This is a genomic window from Streptomyces sp. LUP30, assembly GCF_001746365.1.
Lineage (GTDB): Bacteria > Actinomycetota > Actinomycetes > Streptomycetales > Streptomycetaceae > Streptomyces.
Map to the genome: position 1 here is coordinate 100997 of NZ_MJAJ01000002.1, position 22044 is coordinate 123040.

The 22044-nt window shown below is 71.7% G+C and carries 17 protein-coding genes and 2 pseudogenes; 1 reads left to right on the forward strand and 18 read right to left on the reverse strand.

Going from position 1 to position 22044, the window contains the following annotated elements:
* Positions 1-5: 5 nt before the first annotated feature.
* The 10 genes and pseudogenes from BG482_RS02470 to BG482_RS46010 form a co-directional block, all read right to left on the reverse strand.
* A complete protein-coding gene (locus BG482_RS02470; RefSeq protein WP_069767146.1) occupies positions 6-332 on the reverse strand; it encodes a DUF1048 domain-containing protein in 327 nt (108 codons plus the stop codon).
* 1 nt (position 333) lies between these two features.
* Complete coding sequence (locus BG482_RS02475) at positions 334-690, reverse strand: DUF1048 domain-containing protein (protein WP_069767147.1); 357 nt, start codon at positions 688-690, stop codon at positions 334-336.
* Positions 687-1013: a PadR family transcriptional regulator gene (locus BG482_RS02480; RefSeq protein WP_069767148.1), complete on the reverse strand. Its 327-nt coding sequence runs from the start codon at positions 1011-1013 to the stop codon at positions 687-689. Before BG482_RS02480 ends, BG482_RS02475 begins: the two co-directional genes overlap by 4 nt.
* A gap of 646 nt (positions 1014-1659) precedes the next feature.
* Positions 1660-1869 (reverse strand): annotated as a pseudogene (locus tag BG482_RS02485) (sensor histidine kinase KdpD); the annotation flags it as partial.
* Between the two features lie 158 nt (positions 1870-2027).
* The gene (locus BG482_RS02490; RefSeq protein ID WP_069767150.1) at positions 2028-2735 is read right to left on the reverse strand and encodes a potassium-transporting ATPase subunit C; all 708 of its coding nucleotides are present in this window, start codon (positions 2733-2735) and stop codon (positions 2028-2030) included.
* Positions 2736-2740: 5 nt separating this feature from the next.
* The gene (kdpB, locus tag BG482_RS02495) at positions 2741-4876 is read right to left on the reverse strand and encodes a potassium-transporting ATPase subunit KdpB (RefSeq protein ID WP_079141528.1); all 2136 of its coding nucleotides are present in this window, start codon (positions 4874-4876) and stop codon (positions 2741-2743) included.
* Positions 4873-6537, reverse strand: coding sequence for a potassium-transporting ATPase subunit KdpA (gene kdpA, locus BG482_RS02500; protein WP_069767152.1), 1665 nt, complete (start codon positions 6535-6537; stop codon positions 4873-4875). Before kdpA ends, kdpB begins: the two co-directional genes overlap by 4 nt.
* 32 nt (positions 6538-6569) lie before the next feature.
* Complete coding sequence (gene kdpF, locus BG482_RS02505) at positions 6570-6659, reverse strand: K(+)-transporting ATPase subunit F (RefSeq protein WP_069767153.1); 90 nt, start codon at positions 6657-6659, stop codon at positions 6570-6572.
* A 226-nt stretch (positions 6660-6885) separates the two neighbouring features.
* On the reverse strand, positions 6886-7050 hold the full coding sequence (locus BG482_RS44855; protein WP_256096246.1) for a hypothetical protein: 165 nt from the start codon (positions 7048-7050) through the stop codon (positions 6886-6888).
* A 148-nt stretch (positions 7051-7198) separates the two neighbouring features.
* A pseudogene (locus tag BG482_RS46010) lies at positions 7199-7369 on the reverse strand (amino acid permease); the annotation flags it as partial.
* 190 nt (positions 7370-7559) lie between these two features.
* On the opposite strand from BG482_RS46010, the gene BG482_RS40405 reads away from it, so the two are divergent.
* Positions 7560-7781, forward strand: a complete 222-nt coding sequence (locus tag BG482_RS40405) for a hypothetical protein (RefSeq protein ID WP_079141529.1) — start codon at positions 7560-7562, stop codon at positions 7779-7781.
* Between the two features lie 101 nt (positions 7782-7882).
* On the opposite strand, the gene BG482_RS02515 is transcribed toward BG482_RS40405, so the two are convergent.
* The 8 genes from BG482_RS02515 to BG482_RS44870 form a co-directional block, all read right to left on the reverse strand.
* The gene (locus tag BG482_RS02515) at positions 7883-9481 is read right to left on the reverse strand and encodes an amino acid adenylation domain-containing protein (protein ID WP_069767154.1); all 1599 of its coding nucleotides are present in this window, start codon (positions 9479-9481) and stop codon (positions 7883-7885) included.
* A gap of 173 nt (positions 9482-9654) precedes the next feature.
* The gene (locus tag BG482_RS02520; protein WP_069767155.1) at positions 9655-10344 is read right to left on the reverse strand and encodes a thioesterase II family protein; all 690 of its coding nucleotides are present in this window, start codon (positions 10342-10344) and stop codon (positions 9655-9657) included.
* Positions 10341-11639 (reverse strand): condensation domain-containing protein, encoded by a 1299-nt coding sequence (locus tag BG482_RS02525; RefSeq protein WP_069767156.1) that lies wholly within the window; start codon positions 11637-11639, stop codon positions 10341-10343. Before BG482_RS02525 ends, BG482_RS02520 begins: the two co-directional genes overlap by 4 nt.
* A complete protein-coding gene (locus tag BG482_RS02530; RefSeq protein WP_069767157.1) occupies positions 11632-12927 on the reverse strand; it encodes an MFS transporter in 1296 nt (431 codons plus the stop codon). The genes BG482_RS02525 and BG482_RS02530 overlap by 8 nt, the downstream gene beginning before the upstream one ends.
* Entirely contained in the window at positions 12924-14735 is a 1812-nt protein-coding gene (locus BG482_RS02535; protein WP_069767158.1) for a condensation domain-containing protein, read from the reverse strand. Before BG482_RS02535 ends, BG482_RS02530 begins: the two co-directional genes overlap by 4 nt.
* Positions 14732-15853 (reverse strand): MupA/Atu3671 family FMN-dependent luciferase-like monooxygenase, encoded by a 1122-nt coding sequence (locus BG482_RS02540; protein WP_069767159.1) that lies wholly within the window; start codon positions 15851-15853, stop codon positions 14732-14734. Before BG482_RS02540 ends, BG482_RS02535 begins: the two co-directional genes overlap by 4 nt.
* Positions 15850-18876 carry a type I polyketide synthase gene (locus BG482_RS45770; protein WP_069767160.1) on the reverse strand — a complete coding sequence of 1009 codons (3027 nt, stop codon included), beginning with the start codon at positions 18874-18876 and terminating at the stop codon, positions 15850-15852. The genes BG482_RS02540 and BG482_RS45770 overlap by 4 nt, the downstream gene beginning before the upstream one ends.
* An 88-nt stretch (positions 18877-18964) precedes the next feature.
* A complete protein-coding gene (locus BG482_RS44870; protein WP_069767161.1) occupies positions 18965-22042 on the reverse strand; it encodes an amino acid adenylation domain-containing protein in 3078 nt (1025 codons plus the stop codon).
* Positions 22043-22044: the final 2 nt, after the last annotated feature.

Consider the following 22044-nt stretch of genomic DNA (forward strand, 5'->3'; position numbering starts at 1 on the left):
GGCTGTCACTTCCTGGCCGCGCCGGGTTCCCCGCCGATGGATTCCTGGTAGGCGTCCGCGTAGGTGGGAGAGTCCTTGATCAGGTCGTCGCAGAACGCGGCGACGTCGGTGCCGATGAGTTCCAAAACCCCCTTGCCCGCGGCGACGCCCTCCTCGAAGAAGTCGACGATTCCAGGGAGGAGCGGCCCGTCGGACAGGCTGACCGGTCCGACCTTGAACAGGTACTTCTGCATCTCCCTGTAGACGATCTGGTAGTCCGGTGGGAGTGCCTTGACCCGGGCAACGTGCGCCCGCCACTGTTTCTTGCCTTCGATGATGTCCTGGATGCTCACGTCAGCCTCCCAGCCGGCTCAATTTCCTTGCGACGTTCCTGTTCAACTGCTCGCGCCACCGGTCACGATGAGTCCGGGCCCCCGCTCCGCCGGCCAGCGCCGTGCAGAAGCCCTGAATGTCGTCGCCGAGCACCTCGCTGACGCTCTGCCCGTCCGCTGCCGACACTTCGAGCAGCCCCAGGGCGGAGTCGAGGATCGCCGTCAGGTTGCGGCCGGTGAAGTCTCCGTAGGGGAAGAGGTGGGCGACGATCTGGTCCCACACCTCCCGGTAGTCGTCCGGCAGAGCCTCGACCCGGGCTCCGAACGCCTTCCAATCCCTGGTGAGATCGCTGCCTGTGACCTTCTCCCAGAAGTTCATCTCCCGCCCTCCTTGAGTCTGTCGATGCGTGATGAGAGGTACTGCCATTTCGCCCAGAACGTTGCGAGTTGCTCGCGCCCGGCGTCGTTGAGGGCGTAGAACTTGCGCGGTGGACCGACCCCGGACGGCCGTTTCGTCACTTGGACGAGCCCGTTCCTCTCCAGCCGCAGCAAGATCGTGTAGACCGTCCCCTCGACGACGTCGGCGAAGCCGAGTTCGTTCAGCTGGCGAGTGATGGCATACCCGTAGGTTTCCTCGCTGCCGATGATTTCGAGCACGCACCCTTCGAGCGTGCCCTTCAACATCTCCGTCAGGTCGTCCATCGCGGGTGCTCCTCAGCCCTACCAGTACTGCGTGATACCGAGTACCACTATACGGTATCACCGAGTAGCGGAACAGCGACGTCTCCGGTGGGCGCGATCCCGGGCCGACTCGTTCGGCGACAACCCGGGCTCCGACGAACGCCGCAGCCCGGGTTGTCGTCATCCGGACCGCCGGGCCGTTGCCGACCGCGTGAACGACTCCGTCGAACTGGCCCCCGACAGTCGTACCCCCGGTCAGGCCGTCGTCGTCAGGGTCCACGTTCTTGTCCGGCCGCGCACCGCTGGCGCGTCATACGCGCTCCGGTCTCCGGGACGCGGGTGCCGGCGCCCTTCCGCAACCCGGGGCCGGTCGCCAACCGCTCCCGGGGACAGCGCGAGCAGAAGAAGGTCCGCGACTCCCCTATCGGCACTCGGCTCATTAGACGTCTTTCGACAGAGCAAGGCCCGGACCAGGTGTCCGGGCCTTCGCCGTGCCCGGGATCGTTGCTCCCGGTCGCTGCTGTCCGGGTCTCCGCTTGCGGCCCTACGGTATGAGGGAGCCCTCCCCCCAGGACGAGACGCAAGCACCTGAGTCCTGTCACTGTCCCGCTTGCTCAGCCGAACTCGCCTCGGAGGCAGTACCGGTGACCACCCGCCAGGCAGGGAGGACGCTGTCGCGGTACTCCAGCTCCCTGCGCGCGATCTGCTCCAGGCCGTGCAGCATCACCTCGGTGTGTGGGCGGTGGTGGTGATCCACGAAGGCGACCACGCAGCCGGCGCCCCGCTCCCCAGGCCGGTGCGCCTCGGAGAGCATGGCGTAGGTCTTGCCCGCGCCCGGTTCCGCGCCGAGGTGCATCCGGAGCTTGCCGCGGGCCATGTTCACCCTTCGAAGCGGTAGCCCGTGCCGGGCTCGGTGATGCCTCGGGCCGTGGTCAAGGGCAGCAGCGCGGGTGCAACCGGCTTGTTTACCGCGGGAGTTGACGGAACCAGGGTGCCTCCCGGCCCGCCAACTCCCCGATGGGTCGCGTGAGGCCATCAGCTCTTCGCCGCGAGGTCCTTGAGTGCGACGTTGAGCTCCAGGACGTTCACCCGGGGTTCGCCCATGAAGCCGAGGGTGCGGCCCTGGGTGTGATCGTCGACGAGCTTCTGCACCTGGGCGACGGTCAGGCGGTTCTTCTCCGCGACGCGGTGGACCTGGAGGTCGGCGTAGTCAGGGGAGATGTCCGGGTCCAGGCCGGAGCCTGAGGAGGTGACCGCGTCGGCGGGGATCCCGGCCCGCTCGACCTTGAAGTCCGCGGTCGAGTTGTCCTTGATCACGGCGGCCACGGCGGAGACGACCTGGGCGCAGAGCGTGCCCTTTTCGGCCTTCGCCGTGCACTTGCCGTCGATGGCGCCGTTGTCCGCGGAGCGGTTGGTGGCGCCGGACAGGATCAGCGAGTACTGCGTGTTGACGCTGTTGCTGCCGAGGCCGTTCTGTGGGCGGCCCTGGAACCACTTGAGGTCGGGCGCAGGGGTCTCCTGGCCCTTCTTCAGCGGCAGGTTGTACGACTGGCCGATGAGCGCTGAGCCGACGACCTTGCCGTCCGCCTTGATCTCGGAGCCGTTCGCCTTGTCGCCGAACAGCCCCTGGGCGATGCCGGTGAGGACCAGCGGGTAGATGAAGCCGGTCACCAGCGTCAGTACGAGCAGGGCGCGCAGGCCCGCTCCCAGCAACCGGGCTGTGTTGGTAACGGAGTTGTTCATGGCCTTCAGCCGATCCCGGGGATGAGGGAGATGAGCATGTCGATGAGCTTGATGCCGATGAAGGGGGCGATCAGACCGCCGATGCCGTAGATCGTGAGGTTGCGGCGGAGCATCCTGTCGGCGCTGACCGGCCGGTACTGCACGCCCTTCAGGGACAGCGGGACCAGAGCGATGATGATCAGCGCGTTGAAGACGACCGCGGACAGGATCGCGGAGTCCGGCGAGGACAGGCCCATGACGTTGAGCTCGTCCAGGCCCGGGTAGACCGCCGCGAACAGCGCCGGGATGATCGCGAAGTACTTCGCGACGTCGTTGGCGATGGAGAACGTCGTGAGCGCGCCCCGGGTGATGAGGAGTTGCTTGCCGATCTCGACGATCTCGATGAGCTTGGTCGGGTTGGAGTCGAGGTCGACCATGTTGCCGGCCTCCTTCGCGGCCGACGTGCCCGTGTTCATCGCGACGCCGACGTCGGCCTGGGCGAGGGCGGGGGCGTCGTTGGTGCCGTCACCGGTCATCGCGACCAGCTTGCCGCCCCCCTGCTCCCGCTTGATGAGCGCCATCTTGTCCTCGGGGGTGGCCTCCGCGAGGAAGTCGTCGACACCCGCCTCCTCGGCGATCGCCTTGGCCGTCAGCGGGTTGTCACCCGTGATCATCACGGTCTTGATACCCATCCGGCGCAGCTCGTCGAACCGCTCCCGCATGCCGTCCTTGACGACGTCCTTGAGGTGGATGACGCCCAGGATCCGGGGGCCCCTGTCGTCCTCGACGGCGACCAGCAGCGGGGTCCCGCCCGCCTCCGAGATGCGGTTGGCCAGGGTGTCGGCGTCCTCGGCGACGGCGCCGCCCCGCTCCTTCACCCAGGCGATGACCGAACCGGCCGCGCCCTTGCGAATTCTGCGTCCGTCGACGTCCACGCCCGACATGCGGGTCTGGGCGGTGAAGGCGATCCACTCGGCGCCGGCCAGCTCGCCCTGCTGACGCTCGCGCAGGCCGTACTTCTCCTTGGCCAGGACGACGATGGAGCGGCCCTCGGGCGTCTCGTCGGCCAGCGACGACAGTTGGGCGGCGTCGGCGACCTCGGCCTCGGTCGTACCGGTCACCGGCACGAACTCGGACGCCTGACGGTTGCCGAGCGTGATGGTGCCGGTTTTGTCGAGCAGCAGCGTGGAGACGTCGCCGGCGGCCTCGACGGCGCGCCCCGACATGGCGAGGACGTTGCGCTGGACCAGGCGGTCCATGCCCGCGATGCCGATGGCGGAGAGCAGGGCGCCGATCGTGGTCGGGATGAGGCAGACCAGCAGGGCCACCAGCACGACCATCGTGAGGTGGCTGCCCGCGTAGTCCGCGAGCGGCGGCAGCGTCGCCACCGCGAGCAGGAAGACGATGGTGAGGGAAGCCAGCAGGATGTTCAGGGCGATCTCGTTGGGCGTCTTCTGCCGTGCCGCGCCCTCGACCAGGTTGATCATCCGGTCGATGAAGGTCTCGCCCGGCCTCGTCGTGATCTTGATGACGATGCGGTCGGAGAGGACCTTCGTGCCGCCGGTGACGGCGCTGCGGTCGCCGCCGGACTCCCGGATGACGGGCGCCGACTCGCCGGTGATCGCCGACTCGTCCACGGAGGCCACGCCGTCGACGACGTCACCGTCGCCGGGGATGACGTCGCCGGCCTCACAGACGACCAGGTCGCCGATCTTCAACTCGGCGCCCGGCGCCTCCTCCTCGGAACCGTCCTTGCGGAGCCGACGTGCCACGGTGTCGGTCTTGGCCTTGCGCAGGGTGTCGGCCTGCGCCTTGCCACGGCCCTCGGCGACCGCCTCCGCGAGGTTGGCGAAGACCACGGTCAGCCACAGCCAGGCGCTGATGGTCCAGCCGAACCAGTCGCCCGGGTCCTTGAAGGAGAACACCGTGGTCAGCACGGAGCCGATCCACACCACGAACATCACGGGCGACTTGACCATCACCCGAGGGTCGAGCTTGCGGCAGGCGTCCGGCAGCGACTTGAGCAGTTGCCGGGGATCGAAGAGGCCCGCTCCGACACGGCCCTCGGCGGCCTTGTGCCCGGTGGGTACGTCGCTGTGCGGCGCCCGGGTCGGGGTGGCTGTGGACATCGAGTCCTCTTGCTTCTCTGTACGGGTCGTCATGACGCCAGCCCCTCGGCGAGCGGGCCCAGCGCGAGCGCCGGGAAGTACGTCAGACCGGTGATGATCAGGATCGCGCCCACCAGCAGGCCGGTGAACAGCGGCTTCTCGGTGCGCAGAGTGCCCGCGGTCACGGGGACCGGCTTCTGCTCGGCGAGCGAGCCGGCCAGCGCCAGGACGAACACCATCGGGAGGAACCGGCCCAGGACCATCGCCAGGCCCAGGGTGCTGTTGAACCACTGGGTGTCCGCGTTCAGACCCGCGAACGCCGAGCCGTTGTTGTTGGACGCGGAGGTGTAGGCGTAGAGGATCTCGGAGAACCCGTGCGCCCCGCTGTTGGTCATGGAGTTACCCGGGGTGGGCAGCGCCATCGCAGCCGCGGTGAAGACCAGCACCAGCGCCGGGGTGATCAGGATGTAGCAGGCCGCCAGCTTGATCTCGCGGGTGCCGATCTTCTTGCCCAGGTACTCGGGCGTGCGGCCCACCATCAGACCCGCGATGAACACGGCGATGACCGCCATGATCAGCATGCCGTAGAGGCCGGAGCCGGTGCCGCCCGGCGCGATCTCGCCCAGCATCATGCCCAGCATGGTGATACCGCCGCCGAGACCGGTGAAGGAGGAGTGGAAGGAGTCCACCGCACCGGTCGAGGTGAGTGTCGTCGACACCGCGAAGATCGACGAGGAGCCGACCCCGAAGCGGACCTCCTTGCCCTCCATCGCCCCGCCCGCCAGTTGCAGCGCCGGGCCGTGATGGGCGAACTCGGTCCACATCATCAGGGCGACGAACCCGGCCCAGACGGTGGCCATCGTCGCGAGGATCGCGTACCCCTGCCTGACGGAGCCGACCATGACGCCGAATGTGCGGGTCAGTGCGAACGGGATCACCAGCAGCAGGAAGATCTCGAACAGGTTGGTGAAGGGGGTGGGGTTCTCGAAGGGGTGGGCGCTGTTGGCGTTGAAGTAGCCGCCGCCGTTGGTGCCGACCTCCTTGATGGCCTCCTGCGAGGCGACCGCCCCGCCGTTCCACTGCTGGTGGCCGCCCATGAACTGGCCGACCTCGTGGATGCCGGAGAAGTTCTGGATCGCCCCGCAGGCCACCAGAACGATCGCGGCGACGACCGAGAGCGGGAGCAGAATGCGGGTGACTCCGCGCACCAGGTCCGACCAGAAGTTGCCCAGCTCGCCGGTACGGGACCGCGCGAACCCACGGACGAGGGCCACCGCCACCGCGATGCCGACGGCCGCGGAGACGAAGTTCTGCACGGCGAGCCCGGCCGTCTGCACGACGTGGCCCATGGCCTGTTCGCCGTAGTACGACTGCCAGTTGGTGTTGGTGACGAAGGACGCGGCGGTGTTGAACGCCTGGTCCGGCTCGATCGCCTTGAAGCCGAGCGAGCCGGGCAGGTGGCCCTGAAGACGCTGGAGCAGGTAGAGGAACAGGACGCTGACGGCGGAGAAGGCGAGGACGCCGCGCAGATACGCCGGCCAGCGCATCCCGGCGTCGGGGTTGGCGCCGATGCCCTTGTAGATCCACTTCTCCGCACGCCAGTGCTTGTCGGAGGAGTAGACCTTGGCCATGTAGTTGCCTAGGGGGACGTAGGTGAGCGCCAGCGCCGTCATGAGCGCGAGCAGCTGGAGCACGCCGGCGAGTACGGGACCCATGTCACCCGCTGCGGTAGCAGCTGATGTCATCGTCAGAACCTCTCCGGGAAGATCAGGGCGAGGACGAGATAGCCCAACAGGGAGACGGCCACTATCAGGCCGACGACGTTCTCGGCGGTCACAGCTTGGTCACCCCCTTGGCGACGAAGGCCACCAGCGCGAAGACCGCGATCGTGATGACGACGAAGGCCAGATCGGCCATCGCGAACTCCTAGAAGAGGTTCGAGAAAAGTACGGACGATTAGAGGAAACCTCCTGTGTGGCCGGTTTCGGTCGTCCGTTGACGCCCCTCATACGGGGACGCCCACACCCTTGACGGGTCTCTTACGCCCGTCCCGTCGGCGCAGGTCAGGACGGTCGGAAGCGCAGCCTGCAGATGACCGCGTCCGTCTCCCGCCGCACCGGGTGCGCGACGACGGCTCCCCACTGGTTCTGCAGCAGCCGCTGCCACAGCCGCTCCGGCTCGACCTCCGGGATGAGGGCGGTGACGCGAACAGCGAGATGACCGACCACACCAGTGCGCGGATCGCGACCGGCAGCTCGAAGGGGCCGAGGTTGAACGCGCCCTTCCTGCGATCCAGCCCTCGGCGCACCCCAGGTGGAGAACGATCGTCAGGCCGTAGGTGAGCGCCGGCAGGATCGTCGATGCCGTGATCAGCTTCAGCAGTGCGGCACCGGGCAACGCGACCCTCAACACGATTCCCATGACGAAGATCAGGATCGTCCCCGGGATCGGCGTATGCGTGCGTGGGCTGACCCGGCGCATCAGCTGGTGGGCAGGCAAGCGTGCATCGCACGACATCGCGAAGACGATCCGCGAGCACGCGGCCATCACCACCGTCCCGGCTCCAAAGAGAAGGCGAACGAGATCGCTGCCGGGAGCACTCGCTCCATGACCGGACCGAGCTGATCGTGCATGATCGCTGCGACCGGCGAGTCGCCGGCGGTGATCCGCGGGATGTCTTTGATCGCGATGGTGAGGGCGATCAGGACACCCAGGGATCGGTGCTCCGATCCACAAAGTGCAGCGACGCCTGATCCACTGGTCAGCGTCTGCTGAGGGCGAGTTCGGCTGTACGGGCGGGATGGTGCACGAACTCGGACACGCCCTCGGTCTGCCGGACTCGGCCTCGACCGACGGCACACCGACGTCCGCCGACTTCTACGACTACCCGAACACCCACTTCGACCAGAGCCAGAAGAACCAGATCCTGAACGGCCCCTACGGGAGCTTCCTGTCCTGACGCCGACCGCCGGCGGCGGGGCATCGGTACGATGCCCCGCCGCCGGTCAGGGCAGGGGTGACGGGGTTGCGGTCATGCCATGTCTCCCGGGAATCCGGGTCTCAGCCGGCCTGCACCGCGGAATACGGCCCGGCTGCGAAGGCCGTGCGGTCCACCTTGCCGTTGGCGTTCAGCGGCAGCTTCTGCAGATGCGTGAACCGCCTCGGGATCATGTAGACGGGCAGCCGGGCGCGCAGGAACGCGGTGAGGTCGCCCTGCGAGATCGCCTCGCCCGTGTAGTAGGCGACCAACTCGGCATCGCTCTCGTGTTCCTGGACCACCGCGACCGCGTCGCGCACGGCGGGGTGCCGGGCGAGGGCCGCGTCGACCTCGCCCAGCTCGATGCGGTGGCCGCGCAGCTTGACCTGGTGGTCGAGGCGGCCCAGGTGCACCAGGGCGCCGTTCTCCCGGCGCACCCGGTCGCCAGTGCGGTACCAGTGGTCCGGGGTCAGCGGCGCCGTGCCGTCGTGGACCACCGCTGCCCGGCCCGGGCTCCACTCCAGGAAACGGGACACGTCGTCGGCGGGATCGAGGTAGCCGTCGAAGCGCTGGACGCCCCGGACGCACAGCTCACCCGTCTCGGCGGGCTCGCCCCGGTCGTCGAGGATCACATGGTCCAGGTGCGGCGGCACCTCGCCGATCGGCAGGGTCCCGTTGGAGCCCGCCGCGAGCAGCGACCCCTTGCCGCCGAGGTCCTGCCCCGAGCAGACGATCGCGACCTCGGTCGGCCCGTACAGGTTCCACAGCCGTGCCCCGGGTGCCGCCGCAGCCCACTGCTCGACCTGTTCGGCGAGCAGCCGCTCGCCACCGAACATGACGACCTTCAGCGACGGCATCGAGTCCGGTGCCAGCGCTCCGGTACGGGCGGCGATGCCGCCCACCGACGGAACGCAGAACCAGTGCGTGACCCGCTTGGCGTTCACGTAGGGCGCCGGCCGTACGACGTCGTGGGGCCGGGGCACCACGAGGGCGCCTCCGGCCGTCCAGGCGGCGAAGAGTTCGAGGACCGCGGCGTCGAAGGAGATCTCCACGTTCTGCGAGACCCGGGCCTCGGGTGTGACGGCGCTGTACTCGACCAGCCAGCGCAGCGTCGGCACCACGTGCGCATGCCGGATCGGCACACCCCGGGGCCGGCCCGTGGAACCGGAGGTGTAGAGGATGTACGCGACGTCCTCCGGTGACACCCGTACGACGGGAGCCGACTCCACCTCCTCTCCGTCCGCTCCTGCGCCGGCCACGTCGGCGTCGGTGAAGGTGACCAGTGGAGGCAGCTTCCGGCCGTCCGTCCCGGCGCTCTCCGCAGCGGCCAGCTCACCGGCCCGTGCCGTGGCGTGCTCGTCGACCACGATCAGGTCCAGATCCGTCATGTCCGCGACGGCGCGGAGCCGGCCGGCCGGGAAGGCGGGGTTGAGCGGGACGACGGCCGCGCCGAGGCGGAGCGCGGCCAGATAGCCGGTGTAGGCGGTGAGGCTGCGGGCCGCGAGCAGACCGATCCTGGCCGGGCGGTCCGGCAGTCGCCGGGCCATGACGGCGGCCATCCGGGCTGCCGCGGCGTCCAGTTGCCGGTAGGTGAGCGCGGTGTCCCGCACGTCCAGCGCGATGCGCTCGGGATGGCGTTCGGCGCTGGCGGCGAAAAGGTCGACGAGAGTGGCGGGTTCCATCGGACACGTCCTGTTCTTCGCGGTTTCCGGGCCGTACGGCGAGGGGACGGCGGGCGGTGGCAGCCGGACTGGGGCCGGAACCCGCACCTCGAGCACGGGGCGTCCGCCCGGTCACGGGGAGTCGGCACGCCTTGGGCGACCGGGCGTGCGCACACCTCGCTCTCGGGGGGTGTTCACACGAGTTGCTCCAGCGTCTTCCACAGCTCCGGCCACCAGTCCGTCACGTACATGTGGCCCCCGGCGAACTCGACGGCGTCGAAGCCGACGGAGGTGAAGGCCTTCCAGTCCAGCCACTCGGTCTCGGGCACGAGGTGGTCCTGGTCGCCGCGGATCGCGGTGATCGGCACGGGAAGCGGATCACGGGCGGGCGGCGGGTAACCGGCCAGCAGATTCACGTCCGCCCTCATGACCGGCAGCAGGATCTCCCGGAGCCGGGGGTCGGCGTACTCCGGTATGTCCCGGCACGCGACGGCCCTGGCCCGCGCGACGACCTCCTCGTCGTCACCGTCGAGCCGCTCGGCCTGCCGGTGGGAGGGGCTGACGGAGCCGCTGACCACCAGGTGCCGGGGCAGCGGGCCGCCGGTGCCGACCAGGTGCCGGACGGCCTCGAAGGCGAGCAGAGCACCGAAGCTGTGCCCGAAGACGATGAACGGCCGCCCGTCCGCGGCGGCTTCCCGGATGCGCCGCGCGGTTCCGGCGGCGGCCTCGGAGAAGTCACGGTAGAACGGCTTGCCGAACTCCCGCTCCCGCCCGGGGACCTGGATCGGTACGGCGCGAAGTACGGCGGACTCCTGGAGCTGCCAGGGGCGGTAGACGCCCGCACCCGCGCCCGCGTAGGGCAGGCACATCACTGAGGTGGTCATACGGTGTTCTCCTGGCCGGGGGGTCGGGTGGCGGCGTCGGCACACAGGAGACGGAGCTCGTCGTCGAAGGCGCGCAGCAGGGCGGCCGACCGGCCCTGCCAGGGGCTGCTGAGCGGGGCCTGGGCGACGCAGTGCAGGGTGCCGGCGGGCAGCTCGGTCACCTGCAGCTGGATCTCCGCGTGTCCCCCGACGGGTGGGACGGGGAGGGCGCGGATCCGCACCGGGCCCGCGGCGTGTTCCGCACGCTCCCAGTTCTCGAAGGCGAACAGCGCCTGGTAGACGGGCATCCGCCGGCCGGAGGCCGTCCGGGCGGCACGGATGATCTCGTCGCACGGCAGCGCGGAACCGATGACGCTCTCACGCAGGGCTCCCCAGACCCGTTCGACGGCTCCGGGCCCGGACAGTTCGGGCATGCGCACGGGCAGTGTGTTCGTCAGATAGCCGATCTCGTCGCTCTGGCCGGCCGTCCGGGCGGCCACCGGCGTTCCGACGCAGAAGCCGGCGCCGCCGGTGAGTTCGGCGAGTGCCCGGCCGAGGGCCGCGAGCAGCACCGCGTACGGCGAGCAGCCGCTGTGCCGGGCTCGGGCACGCACCGCCTGCCAGATGGCAGCCGGTAACTCACTGCTCTCCTCGGTCAGTTCGGCCTGGGCCAGCTGCCGCTGACCGGGTCCGGGGCCGGCGGCGGAACCCGGGAGGGGCAGGTCGGCCGCCCCGTCCAGCATCGTCCGCCAGTGGGTGGCGAGTTCCGCGCGCTGATCGGGGGCCAGGGCGGCGGGCTCCGCCCGTTCACGGACGGGCAGCACGGGGTCCTCGCCGGTGACGGCCAGGGCGTAGGCGCGGGCCAGATCGGCGGCGAAGATCTCCTGGGACATCCCGTCGAACGCGATGTGATGCACCGCCAGGTAGACCGTGGCTCCCGTGTCGTCGGATGCCACGCCCGCCCGGAACAGCCGCCCTGCGGCAAGGTCGAGGGAGTCGTCCGCCAGCAGGGCGGCGGTCGCGTCGTGACCGCCGGTTCCCGCGGGGAGGTACAGCGGGGGCGGGACCTCCCGGGGAGGGAGCACCTTGCGCCACAACTCTCCCCGCTCGACGACGAACGCGGTCCGCAGCGCCTCGTGGCGGGCGGCGACCGCGCTCAGCGCCGTTGCCAGCGCCCCGTGCTCGACCGGACCGTCGGCGCGCATCAGGGCGAGGGCCCGGTTGGCCCGGGCCGACGGCGCGATCTGCTCGCCGACCCAGAACTGCCGTTCCAGCGCGGAGGCCCGCTGCACCCGGACCGTTGCCTCGTCACTCACGGACCATCTCCTTGTCGGTGTCCGCGGACTCCTCGGCCGGCGCCGGCGGGGCGTCCATGTCGCGCAGCGCGCGGCTGCGCAGCGAGACGAGCACCAGGACGATGTAGGTGGCGCCGAAGCACAGCAGGGTTCCGCGCAGCCCGATGCCGTGGATCGACCAGCCGGCCACCAGGATGCCGATCGGGGCGGCGCTCATCCCGACGGCGGAGGTGAGGGCGAAGACCCGGCCGAAGACGGCTGCCGGGACCTTCTCCAGCATCACCGTGGACAGCGCCGGGTTGAGCGGGCCGGCCGCCAGGCCGAGCAGGAAGGAGATCACGATGCTCAGCACCACGCCCGGCATGCCCGCGAGGGTCAGTCGCAGGGCGCCGATGCCCAGGAAGCAGCCGAGCAGGGTCCAGCGGCGGCTGGTGAGCCAGCGGGCGCTGACGGGACCGTACCCGAACGTGCCGACGACGGCGCCGCAGCCGGAGGCGGCCACCAGCCAGCCCAGGTACTGGCCGCTGTCGAGCACCTGGTCCGAGTAGACGGGCAGGATGACCGGGTTGAAGGCGTCGTCGAGGAAGTTGGTGACGAAGACGAACGCCGTCATGGCGCCGACCACGGGTATCCCGCGGACCAGTTTGGCGCCCTCGGCGAGCTGCCGCAGGAATCCCTCCCGGGGCTGCCCGGCGGAGGTGTGACCGGGGCCGTGGGGCACACCGACCGCGACGAGCAGGGCAGAGAGCATGAAGGAGGCGGAGTCGACGTACATGCCGGTCACCGGTCCGGACACGGCGACCAGCAGGCCGGCCAGCGGTGCGCCGACCAGCAGGCCGAGCCTGGGAGCGCCCTGCATCCAGGCGTTCGCGCTCGCCAGCCGGACCCCGCCCTGCTCCGCGAGCGGTTTGATCAGACTCTGCCGTGCGGCGCCGGTCGGCGTGGAGCCCAGGCTGCGGCCGAAGAGCAGTCCCATCAGGACGGGCAGCGGCAGCCCCACGGTGTCGTCGAGCAGCGGGACCAGTCCGATGGAGACGCCCGCGACGACGTCGCACAGCACGCTCATCCGTTTGCCGCCGACGCGGTCGATCCAGACCCCGCCGACGGCGCCGGCGAAGATCAGCGGAAGGGTGTTGGCGAAGCCGGCCAGTCCGGTGGAGACGGAGCTGCCGGTGGCGTGGAGGACGTACAGCGGGACGGTGATCACCGTGATGGCGTTGCCGAACGACGACAGGTAGTGCGCCAGCAGCAGTACGAACAGCGGCCGGCGGCGTGGCGCCGCTCGCCCGGGTTCCGCCGCAGTGGTCATGGGGTGTCCTCCTGACGGGTGGGGGGCGAGACCTCGCGGACCGGGGCGCCGCTCGCGTCGGCGAAGAGGCGCTCCAGGTAGTCCTCCGAGACCCCGACCAGACCGGGTACCGCGGTGTCCGGCGGGGTGCCCGGCCGCAGCGGGTTCCCGCGCGCCAGGAGCCGTGTGGTCAGTTCGGCGGGCGTGGTGCCGGACCCGATGTCCCGGGGCCCGGCGTCGAAGCCCGCGCCGCGCAGCAGCCGGGCCAGCCGTGCGGACAGCAGCGGGGTGCCTCCGCTCGCGGCGAAGGCGTCGTCCGGTCCGGCGGTGTCCCGGTCGAGCGCCTCGCGCCAGGCGGCGGCGACGGATTCACGGGCCCGGGCGGCGGGGCTCACGAGCGGGGTGTCCGGGGAGGTGGCGAAGAGCTCGACCAGTTGCAGCAGCCGCCGGGCGAGCCGGTCCACGGTCTCCGGCTCGAACAGGGCGGTGCGGTACTCGAACCGGCCGTAGACCAGGTCGCCGAGGTGCCACCAGGCAACGGTGACGTCCATCGAGGAGATGCCCTCGGGCACGGCGTTGGCGTAGACGGTGGCGCCGGGCACCTCGTAGGAGACCGTCTCGGCCAGGTCCAGGTGGACCAGCATGGTGCGCAGCAGCGGGTAGCCGTGCGCGGTCCGCTCGGGGGCGGCAGCCCGGACGATCTCCCCGAACGGCGTCTCGTGGTGGGCCGCGACGGACGCGCCCGCCGCATGGGTCGCGGCCAGGAAGTCGTTCGGGGTGGGGTTCTCGGGCAGCCGGATCCGCAGCGGCACGTTGGTGAGCAGGAAGCCGACCAGATCCTGCACGGCGGCCTGGCCGCGGGTCACGCTGGGCACCCCGATCAGGATGTCGCGCTCGCCGCTCTCCTCGTACAGCAGGGCCGCGTACGCGGCCGCCATGGCGTTGGCGACGGTGGTGCGGGCGGCCTTGGCGCGGCTGATGAACGCGGCGGCGATGCCCTTGTCCAGCACGAAGTTGTGCTGGCGGCCGAGCCGGTCGCCGGTCTCGACCGGGTGGTCGTACGGCAGCAGGGGCACGTCCGGTGCGTCCGCGAGGTAGTCGCGCCAGAACGCGCGGTGGCGTTCGCCGTACTCGGTCTCGAAGTAGGCGCGCTGCCACTGCGCGTAGTCGCCGAACTGCACGGGCAGGACCGGCAGTTCGGGCTCACGGCCCTCCAGCCGGGCCCGGTAGGCCTCGAGCAGCTCGCGGTTGAGCCGCACGTACGACCACTGGTCGGTGAAGGAGTGCGGCATGGTCTGGACGATCTGGTGGTCGCCGCCGCCGAGGTCGGCCACGCCGATGCGCAGCACCGGATCCCGGGACAGGTCGAAGGGGCGCCGCACCTGTTGCCGTACGAACTCTCTCCGGCGCAGCTCCTTCTCCTCGGCCGGACCTCCCGACAGGTCGGCGAAGGCGAGGTCCGCGCCGAGGTCCGGGTGCAGGCGCAGCCGTGGCTGCGCGCCGTCCACCTCTACGGTGCTGCGCAGCAGTTCGTGCCGGCGCACCACGGTGGACACGGCTTCCTCGAACGCGTCGCGGTGGAACTCCCCGACGAAGCGCAGTCCGAAGCCGAGCGTGTAGGTGACGGTGCCGGGGTAGAGCTGGTCGAGGATCCACAGGCGTTCCTGGTCCATGCCCAGGGGCGCGGTGTCGCGCGGTCCGGTCCGCTGCACGAGTGGTGGAGGCCCCTGGCGCTTGCGGGACAACCGTGCGGCCAGAGCGGCCCGTTGCTGCGGGGTGAGGCCGGCGAGCCGGGCCGTGAGGGCGGCTTTGTCGGCGGCTGCGGTCATCGGTCACGCTCCGCGGGGACACAGGCGAACAGGGCGGGCAGGGCGGCCAGCACCTCGGTGGTGGGCAGACCGAAGTCGACCAGGAAGCCGACCTCGTCGGCGCCCGCCTCCCGCAGCTGTCCGAGGACGGCGGCCGCCTTGGCGGCCGGTCCCAGCAGGGAGGGGCCGGCGAGGTAGTTGAGGTAGGCGCTCTCCAGCAGCAGCGTCTCGTCCTCGCCGGGTGCGGTGGTCTGGCTCCGGTACGCCCTCAGGTAGCCGTGCATCGCGGGGCGCAGGAAGTCCTCCAGGTCGGCGCGTTCGCTGACATAGGCGTGCACCATGACCACCACGTCGCCGTCCCCCGGGTGGCCGGCGCGGCGCCACTCCTCGCGGTAGTGGGCGATGTTCTCCCGCAGCTGAGGCATCGTCTGGCCGAGCAGCGCGGTCATCACGCCCAGCCCGGCGCGGGCGGCCGATGCGAAGGTCGCGGAGCTGCCCGCCGAGGTGAGCCAGACGGGCATGTCGCGTCGTACGGGCGCGGGGCCGGTGCGGACGGCGGCGGTGCCGCCCGCGGTCGTGGGGTGGCTCACTTTCTCACCCCGCCAGTGGGCCCGTACCTGGTCGATGATCCGCAGGGTGGTCTCGCGCCGCTGTGCGTAGTCGGTGCGGGCGAGGACGAAGTCGTCGGGATGCCAGCCGCTGGCGAAGGAGATGCCGGCCCGCCCGCCGCTGAGGTTGTCGACGACGGACCAGTCCTCGGCGATGCGCGCCGGGTGGTGCAGGGGGGCGGCGACGCTGCCGGCCCGGATCTGCACCCGCTCGGTCTGCACGGCGACGGCCGCGGCGAGGACGGCCGGGTTGGGCGAGTGCCCGCCGAAGTCGACGAAGTGGCGCTCCGGCAGCCAGACGGCGTGCAGTCCGGCGGTGTCGGCCTGGCGTGCCGCGTCGAGGACGAAGCGGTAGTACTCCGGTGCGGAGACGGCGTCGGCGCTCGCGAAGAAGTAGAGACTCTGCCGCTCGGGAACGCCGGCGGCCGCGGCCCCGGCCGGTTCGCGGGCCGTGCGGTTCTGCAGCCTGCGCCCGAGGAGCCTGCGCTGTTCGGGGGTGAGGGCGGCCAGACGGTGGGACAGGTCGGTCACGGCGCTTCCTCGATCTCGTTGAGCAGCCGGAGGAGTTCCTCGTCGTCGCGTTCGCCGGCCAGTTCCTCGGCCCGGCGGATGAACGCGGCCAGGTCGGAGTGCTCGTACAGGTCCCCGAGCACCAGGGCGAGCAGCAGTGTGTCGTTGATGACGCTGATGAGCTGCGCGGCCTGCAGCGAGGTGCCGCCGAGGGTGAAGAAGTTGTCCTCGGGAGTGAGGGGCGCCCCGCCGAAGGCCTCCTGCCAGATCTCGGTGATCACGGCGGCGATGTCGCTCACCTCGGGTGCCGGCTGCGCGGCGGGGACGGCCGGCCGGTCGTCGCCGGCGGGAGCGTCGGCCTCCTGGACGCCGGGCGGGGCGTCGGCCATGTCGTCGGACGGTGTGCCGGGCGCCTCGATCCAGTGCCGGGTGTCCGCGAACGGGTAGCGCGGCAGCGGGGCGGGCCGGTCCGGGTGGGGTGGGGCGAGGTCGACGGCGCAGCCGACCGCCCACAGCCGGCCCAGGGCGGTGTGGCGGGCGAGCGTCACGTCCTGGCCGGAGCCGCCGAGCATGTCGACGATCCGGGGCGGCCGTGCCGTGGCCAGGGCGCGGGCCGCGCGGCGCACCGGGTTGGTGAGCGACCGGCTGCCGCCCACACCGACGACCACGTCGCAGGGACCGGCGAGCAGGGTGCGGACGGCGTCGGCCAGCCGTACCGTCCCGCGGAGCTGTGCCGCCCAGTAGCCGGGGTCGGTGGCCTGTTCGGGTGTCAGCTCCGCGCCGGAGACGTTGGAGATCACCCTGGTGCGCGGTGCGGACAGCCGCAGCGTGCGCAGGAACTCCTCGAAAGAGGCGGCGGCCTCTTCCATCGAGCGGGTGTGGAAGGCGTGGGAGGTGGCGAGCCGGGTGGTGGCGAGCCCGCGCTCGGCGCACCGCCGTTCGATTTCGGCCACGGTGGCGGGATCGCCGCCGAGGACGACGTCGTCGGGGCCGTTGACGCCGCACAGGTCGGCGGGGAGCCCGGCGACGATCACGCGTGCGGCCGCCTCCTCGATCGGCACGGCGAGCATCGCTCCGGGCGGGGCCTCGCCCATCAGCGCCCCGCGCCGGACCACGGCCGCCGCGGCGTCCTCGACGTCGAACACTCCGGCGTACGCGGCGGCGGTCAGTTCGCCGATGCTGTGTCCGAGGAGGGTGTCGGGCCGCACACCCCTGCGCTCCAGCCACCACAGGTGGGCCAGGCCCAGGGTGAACAGCAGCGGCTGTACGACCGCGGTGTCCAGCAGCCGGGGATCGTCGCCGTCCCAGGTCGTGAAGTCCCGCAGGTCGGGCCCCCCAGCGCGCAGCACGGCGTCCTGCAACCGGGTCAGGTCGGCCGCGAACGCCGGGTCCCGGTCGGCCGGTGCGTCGGCCGCCGACAGCCGCACGCCCTGCCCGGGGAGCAGGACGGCCACGGTGGGCTCGGTCCCGGCGGGCGGCACGTCCGCGCCCTCGGCCACCTCTCGCAGGCCCTTTCGCAGTGCCGCGTGTGCCTGCCCGGGCTCCGCGGGCAGGGCGATCGCGGCCCGGTGCGCCAGGTGGCGCCGCCCGTGCCAGAGGGTGCCGAGAACGTCGCCGAGGCCGGTGTCCGCTCCGGGTCCGTCCAGCCAGCCGGCGAGGTCCCGGGCGCGGTCGCGCAGGGCCTGGGGTGTGGCGGCCGTCAACACGGCCACCCGGGGGCCGTCGGCGGCTTCCGGCTCGCCGGCCGCCCGGGGGCCGTCGGTGGCGGGTCCGGCGGCGCCCGGGGCGAGGATCACGTGCGCGTTGGTGCCGCCGAGCCCGAAGGAGCTGACGGCGGCGCCACTCGGCACCGTCCCGCTCCACGGCCGGGCCTGGCGGGGGACGAAGAACCTGGCCGCGCCCAACTCGGCGTCCGGGCCGTCGCCCGGCTGGGCGGGGACCGGCGGCAGGGTGTCGTGCTGGAGGGCCAGCACCGTCTTGATCAGCCCCACCACTCCGGCGGCGCTGTCGGTGTGGCCGACGTTCGGCTTCACCGCGCCGATGGCGCAGCCTGGCGTCGCGGCGCCGTACACCTCGGCGAGCGCGGCCAGTTCGACCTGGTCGCCCAGGACGGTGCCGGTGCCGTGGGCCTCGACGTAGCCGATGTCCTCGGCGGCGAGTCCGGCGACCTCCAGGGCCTCCCGGATCACCTCGGCCTGCCCGCGCGGGCTCGGCGCGGACATGGCCATCCGGTCGGCGCCGTCGTTGTTGACGGCGCTGCCCACGATGTGGGCCCGGGCTGCCCGGCCCCGGTCCGGCAGGTCGGCGGATCGCCGCAGCACCACCACTCCGGCCCCGCCGGACGGAACGGTTCCGCCGCTGCCCCTGGTGAAGGCACGGCAGCGGCCGTCCGGCGCGTAGATGCCGCCCTCGGACCACCGGTACTCGGGCCGCTCGACGGGGAAGACGGTCACACCGCCCGCGACGGCGATGTCGCACTCGTAGGTCAGCAGGCTGCGCACGGCCTGATGGACGGCGACCAGGGAGGTCGAGCACGCCGTCTGCACCGTCATGCTGGGGCCGGTCAGGCCGAGCCGGTACGACAGGGCCGTGGCGAGGTAGTCGCGGGAGTTGCCGAACAGGATCTGCTCGGGGCCCTGGGAGCGCACCACGCGGTCGTTGCGCAGCACGTGATGGTGCAGGTAGTCGTCGGGTCCGCAGCCGACGAAGACACCGACCCGGCCGTCCTCCCGCTCGGTGTCGAGCCCGGCGTCCTCCAGGGCCTCCCACGTCAGTTCGGTGAGCACGCGGTGCTGCGGGTCGGTGGTCGCCGCCTGGGCGTGCGTCATGCCGAACAGTTCGGCGTCGAAGTGTTCGTAGCGGTCGATCTGGCCCGCGATCAGCGGCCCGTCGGCCGGGTTCACGCGGTCCTCCCGGGCGGCGGGCAGGGAGACCCGGCCCGCGAGGATGTTCGCCCAGAACGTACCGGGGTCCGACGCCCCGGGGACCCGCAGCGCCAGTCCGACGACGGCCACGGCGTTGTCAGGGCGGTCCGACTCAGTCATGCCGGTGCTCCTTCAGGTGCGTGCGACCAGGCCGGGAACGGACGACCGGGTCGAGGACGGTCCATTCCCCCGGCCCGGACTCGTCGGGTCATGACTGCGCCGGGCGCTGGTCGAGCGCGGCGGCCAGCCGCCTGGGGGTGGAGTTGCGGAAGACGTCCCGCAGGCGAACGTCGGGGAAGTCCGCCTCGCGCAGGGCGCTGATGAGCAGGACCGCCTGCACCGATGTGCCGCCGAGGTCGAAGAAGTTGTCGTCCGCGCCGACGGGCACGCCCAGGACCTCCTGCCAGGTCGCGGCCATGGCCGACCAGGGCCCGTCGGGTTCCGCCGGCCCCGCGTCCCGGCCGGCGGTGGCCACGGCCGGCGCGGGGTCGGGCAGCCGGGCGGTGTCCAGCTTGCCGTTCGGGGTCAGGGGCAGCTCGGGCACCTGGGTGAGGGTGGCGGGCAGCGCATGGCCGGGGAGCCGGTCGGCGAGCCGGTGGCGGATGTCGTCCAGCGCGTCGGGACGGTCGGTGACGACATAGGCGTCCACCCGCGCGGTCTCCGGTCCGCCGGGGGTGCGCACCACACAGGCGGCGGCCCGCACGCGCGGGTCCTCCAGCAGGGAGTGCCGGATCTCGCCGGGCTCGATGCGGTGTCCGCGGATCTTGACCTGTTCGTCGAGCCGGCCCAGGTACTCCAGTCGGCCGTCGGGCAGGAAGCGGCCCAGGTCGCCGCTGCGGTAGAGGCGCCGGCCGGGCAGGACCGGCAGACCTTCCAGGAACCGCTCGGCGTTCAGCTCCGGCCGGTCCAGGTATCCCTGGGTGACGCCGGCGCCACCGACGTAGATCTCTCCGGGCACGCCCGGGGGGACCGGGCGTCCGCGACCGTCCAGGACGTGGATGTCCCAGCCGGGGACGGGGCGTCCGATGGAGCGGCTGCCGCGCCGTGCCTCGGCGTGGTCGACGGTGTGCCAGGTGCAGAAGACGGTGGTCTCCGTGATCCCGTACATGTTGACGGCGCGGCAGACGTCCTGCGGATAGCGGTCCATCCAGGGCAGCAGGATGCCGCGGTCCAGGGCCTCGCCGCCGAAGATGAGCAGCCGTACCGCGAGGCCGCCGTCGTGGAAGGCCCGGGTGTTCACGAGCTGGGCGAACGCGGACGGCGTCTGGTTGAGGACGGTCACGCCCTCGGCACGCAGCAGGGCGTGGAACGCCTCGGCGTCACGCGAGACGTCGTAGGGGACGACGACGAGCCGGCCGCCGCTCAGCAGGCAGCCCCAGATCTCCCAGACGGAGAAGTCGAAGGCCAGGGAATGGAAGTACGACCAGACGTCGTCCGGTCCGGGTGCGTACTCCTGCTTCGTGGCGGCCAGCAGGGCGGCCACGTTGCGGTGACTCACCAGAACGCCCTTGGGCCGGCCGGTGGACCCCGAGGTGTGGATCACGTAGGCCGTGGTGTCGGGGGTCGGGGAGGGCAGCGGCCGGTCCGGGTCCTCGGGCTCGGCGTCCACCGGGACCAGGCGCAACCCCTGCGTCCCGGACAGCAGTCCCTCCCGGGTGATGACGGTGCGCAGGCCGGTGTCCTCGACGACGAAGGCGAGGCGCTGCGGCGGATAGTCCGGGTCGAGGGGCACATAGGCCGCTCCGGCGCGCAGCACGGCGAGGACGGCCGTCACCTGGCCGGTGCCGCGGTCCAGGCAGACGCCGACCCGGTCGCCGGGCTGCACCCCGGCCTCGCCGAGCGCGACGGCCAGGGCCCTGGAGCGCTCGTCGAGTTCGCGGTAGGTGAGGCGGTCGGCGCCGCAGACGACGGCGGTTCTGTCGGCGACGGTGGCGGCCTGCTGTTCGAACAGCTCGGTCAGGGTGGGTGCGGGCACGTCGAGCGGCGCGCCGCGCCCGGTGTCCAGCCCTGCGAGCACCTCCGGGCCGGGCAGGGTGTCCACGGCGCCGAGCAGCCGATCCGGAGTCCTCGTGAACTCACCGAGCACGTAGAGCAGTTGTCGGAAGAAGAGGGCGGCGGCCGAGTCGTCGACCAGGGCGCGCTGGTGCCGCAGCAGCATCCGGACCCCGCCCTGCCGGCCGGGCTGCTGGTAGAGGCCTATCGTGAGCGGGAAGTGGGCCGTGCCGAGTCCCTGGTCCTGCTGCGGTTCGGCGGTCAGCTCGCCGTCGGTGAGGTGCGGCAGGGCGTCGATCGCGGCCAGCACCACCTGTGGTGTGGGGCCCCCGGAGGATGGCCAGACGGCAGACAGGGGCACGTCCGAGTCGCGGTACGCCCGCATTCCGCGCCGGTGCACGGCGCGCAGGAAGTCCGAAACGGTGATCTCGTCGTCGAGCCCGATGGGCACCGGCGTGGTGGTGTTGAAGTACCCGACCGTGGTGGCGTGGGCGGCCGGGCGGCGGGAGACGGTGGTACCGACGACCGGCCGGGAGCAGCCGGAGTTGCGGCCGATGACGAACCCCGCGGCGGCCAGCACCACCGAGTGGGCTGTGACGCCGAGGTCGGCGCCCAGCTGCCGGATGCCCTCGTGCAGCGCGGCGGGGACGAGGGCCTCGGCGACTCCGCCGGTGGGCTCGTCCCGGGGCGGGGGGCCGTCCGGCGCGGCCCAGTCGAGGGAGGGCGCGCTGTCCGCGGCGGCGAGTTCGGCACGGATCGCGGCCGCGTCGGCGGTGCGGGCGGCCTGCCGGTCGCGGGCGGTCGCGGCCCAGTCGGCGAAGGCGGGACCGGAGGTGCCGGGCTCGTCGGTCAGCAGCAGGCGGGCGATCAGTGCCAGGGAGTGCCCGTCGACGACCAGGTGGTGCGCCACGAGCAGCAGATCGGCGGTGTCCGGCCGGTACCGGAGCAGGATGACCCGCAGCAGCGGGCCCTCGGCCAGGTCCAGCGGTACCCGCAGTTCGTCGTGCACCCGTTGCCGGGCCGCCGTGCCGTCCGGGTCGGTGTCGAGTGTGACGCACAGCAGTTGCGGGCGGTCGGGCGTCTCCTCGAGTAACCAGGAGGTTCCGTCCTGGACCACCCGGGCGACGAGCACGGGGTGCGCGGCGGAGAGTCGCTCCAGTCTCCGGGCGAGCCGGTCCGAGTCGACGGGACCGGTGATCCGGTAGACCGCGTTCACGAGATATGTGGCGGGGTCGTCGGTGGCGTGGTCGGCGGTGTAGAGGTCGATCTGGTTGGGCGCCAGTTCCCAGCCCATGG

Bases quoted from the DNA above. Each gene is read 5' to 3' on its own strand.
- BG482_RS02475 (WP_069767147.1), bottom strand. From the start codon at position 690: ATGAACTTCTGGGAGAAGGTCACAGGCAGCGATCTCACCAGGGATTGG.
- BG482_RS02480 (WP_069767148.1), bottom strand. From the start codon at position 1,013: ATGGACGACCTGACGGAGATGTTGAAGGGCACGCTCGAAGGGTGCGTG.
- BG482_RS02490 (WP_069767150.1), bottom strand. From the start codon at position 2,735: ATGAACAACTCCGTTACCAACACAGCCCGGTTGCTGGGAGCGGGCCTG.
- kdpB (WP_079141528.1), bottom strand. From the start codon at position 4,876: ATGACGACCCGTACAGAGAAGCAAGAGGACTCGATGTCCACAGCCACC.
- kdpA (WP_069767152.1), bottom strand. From the start codon at position 6,537: ATGGGTCCCGTACTCGCCGGCGTGCTCCAGCTGCTCGCGCTCATGACG.
- BG482_RS02515 (WP_069767154.1), bottom strand. From the start codon at position 9,481: ATGGAACCCGCCACTCTCGTCGACCTTTTCGCCGCCAGCGCCGAACGC.
- BG482_RS02520 (WP_069767155.1), bottom strand. From the start codon at position 10,344: ATGACCACCTCAGTGATGTGCCTGCCCTACGCGGGCGCGGGTGCGGGC.
- BG482_RS02530 (WP_069767157.1), bottom strand. From the start codon at position 12,927: ATGACCACTGCGGCGGAACCCGGGCGAGCGGCGCCACGCCGCCGGCCG.
- BG482_RS02535 (WP_069767158.1), bottom strand. From the start codon at position 14,735: ATGACCGCAGCCGCCGACAAAGCCGCCCTCACGGCCCGGCTCGCCGGC.
- BG482_RS45770 (WP_069767160.1), bottom strand. From the start codon at position 18,876: ATGACTGAGTCGGACCGCCCTGACAACGCCGTGGCCGTCGTCGGACTG.
- BG482_RS44870 (WP_069767161.1), bottom strand. From the start codon at position 22,042: ATGGGCTGGGAACTGGCGCCCAACCAGATCGACCTCTACACCGCCGAC.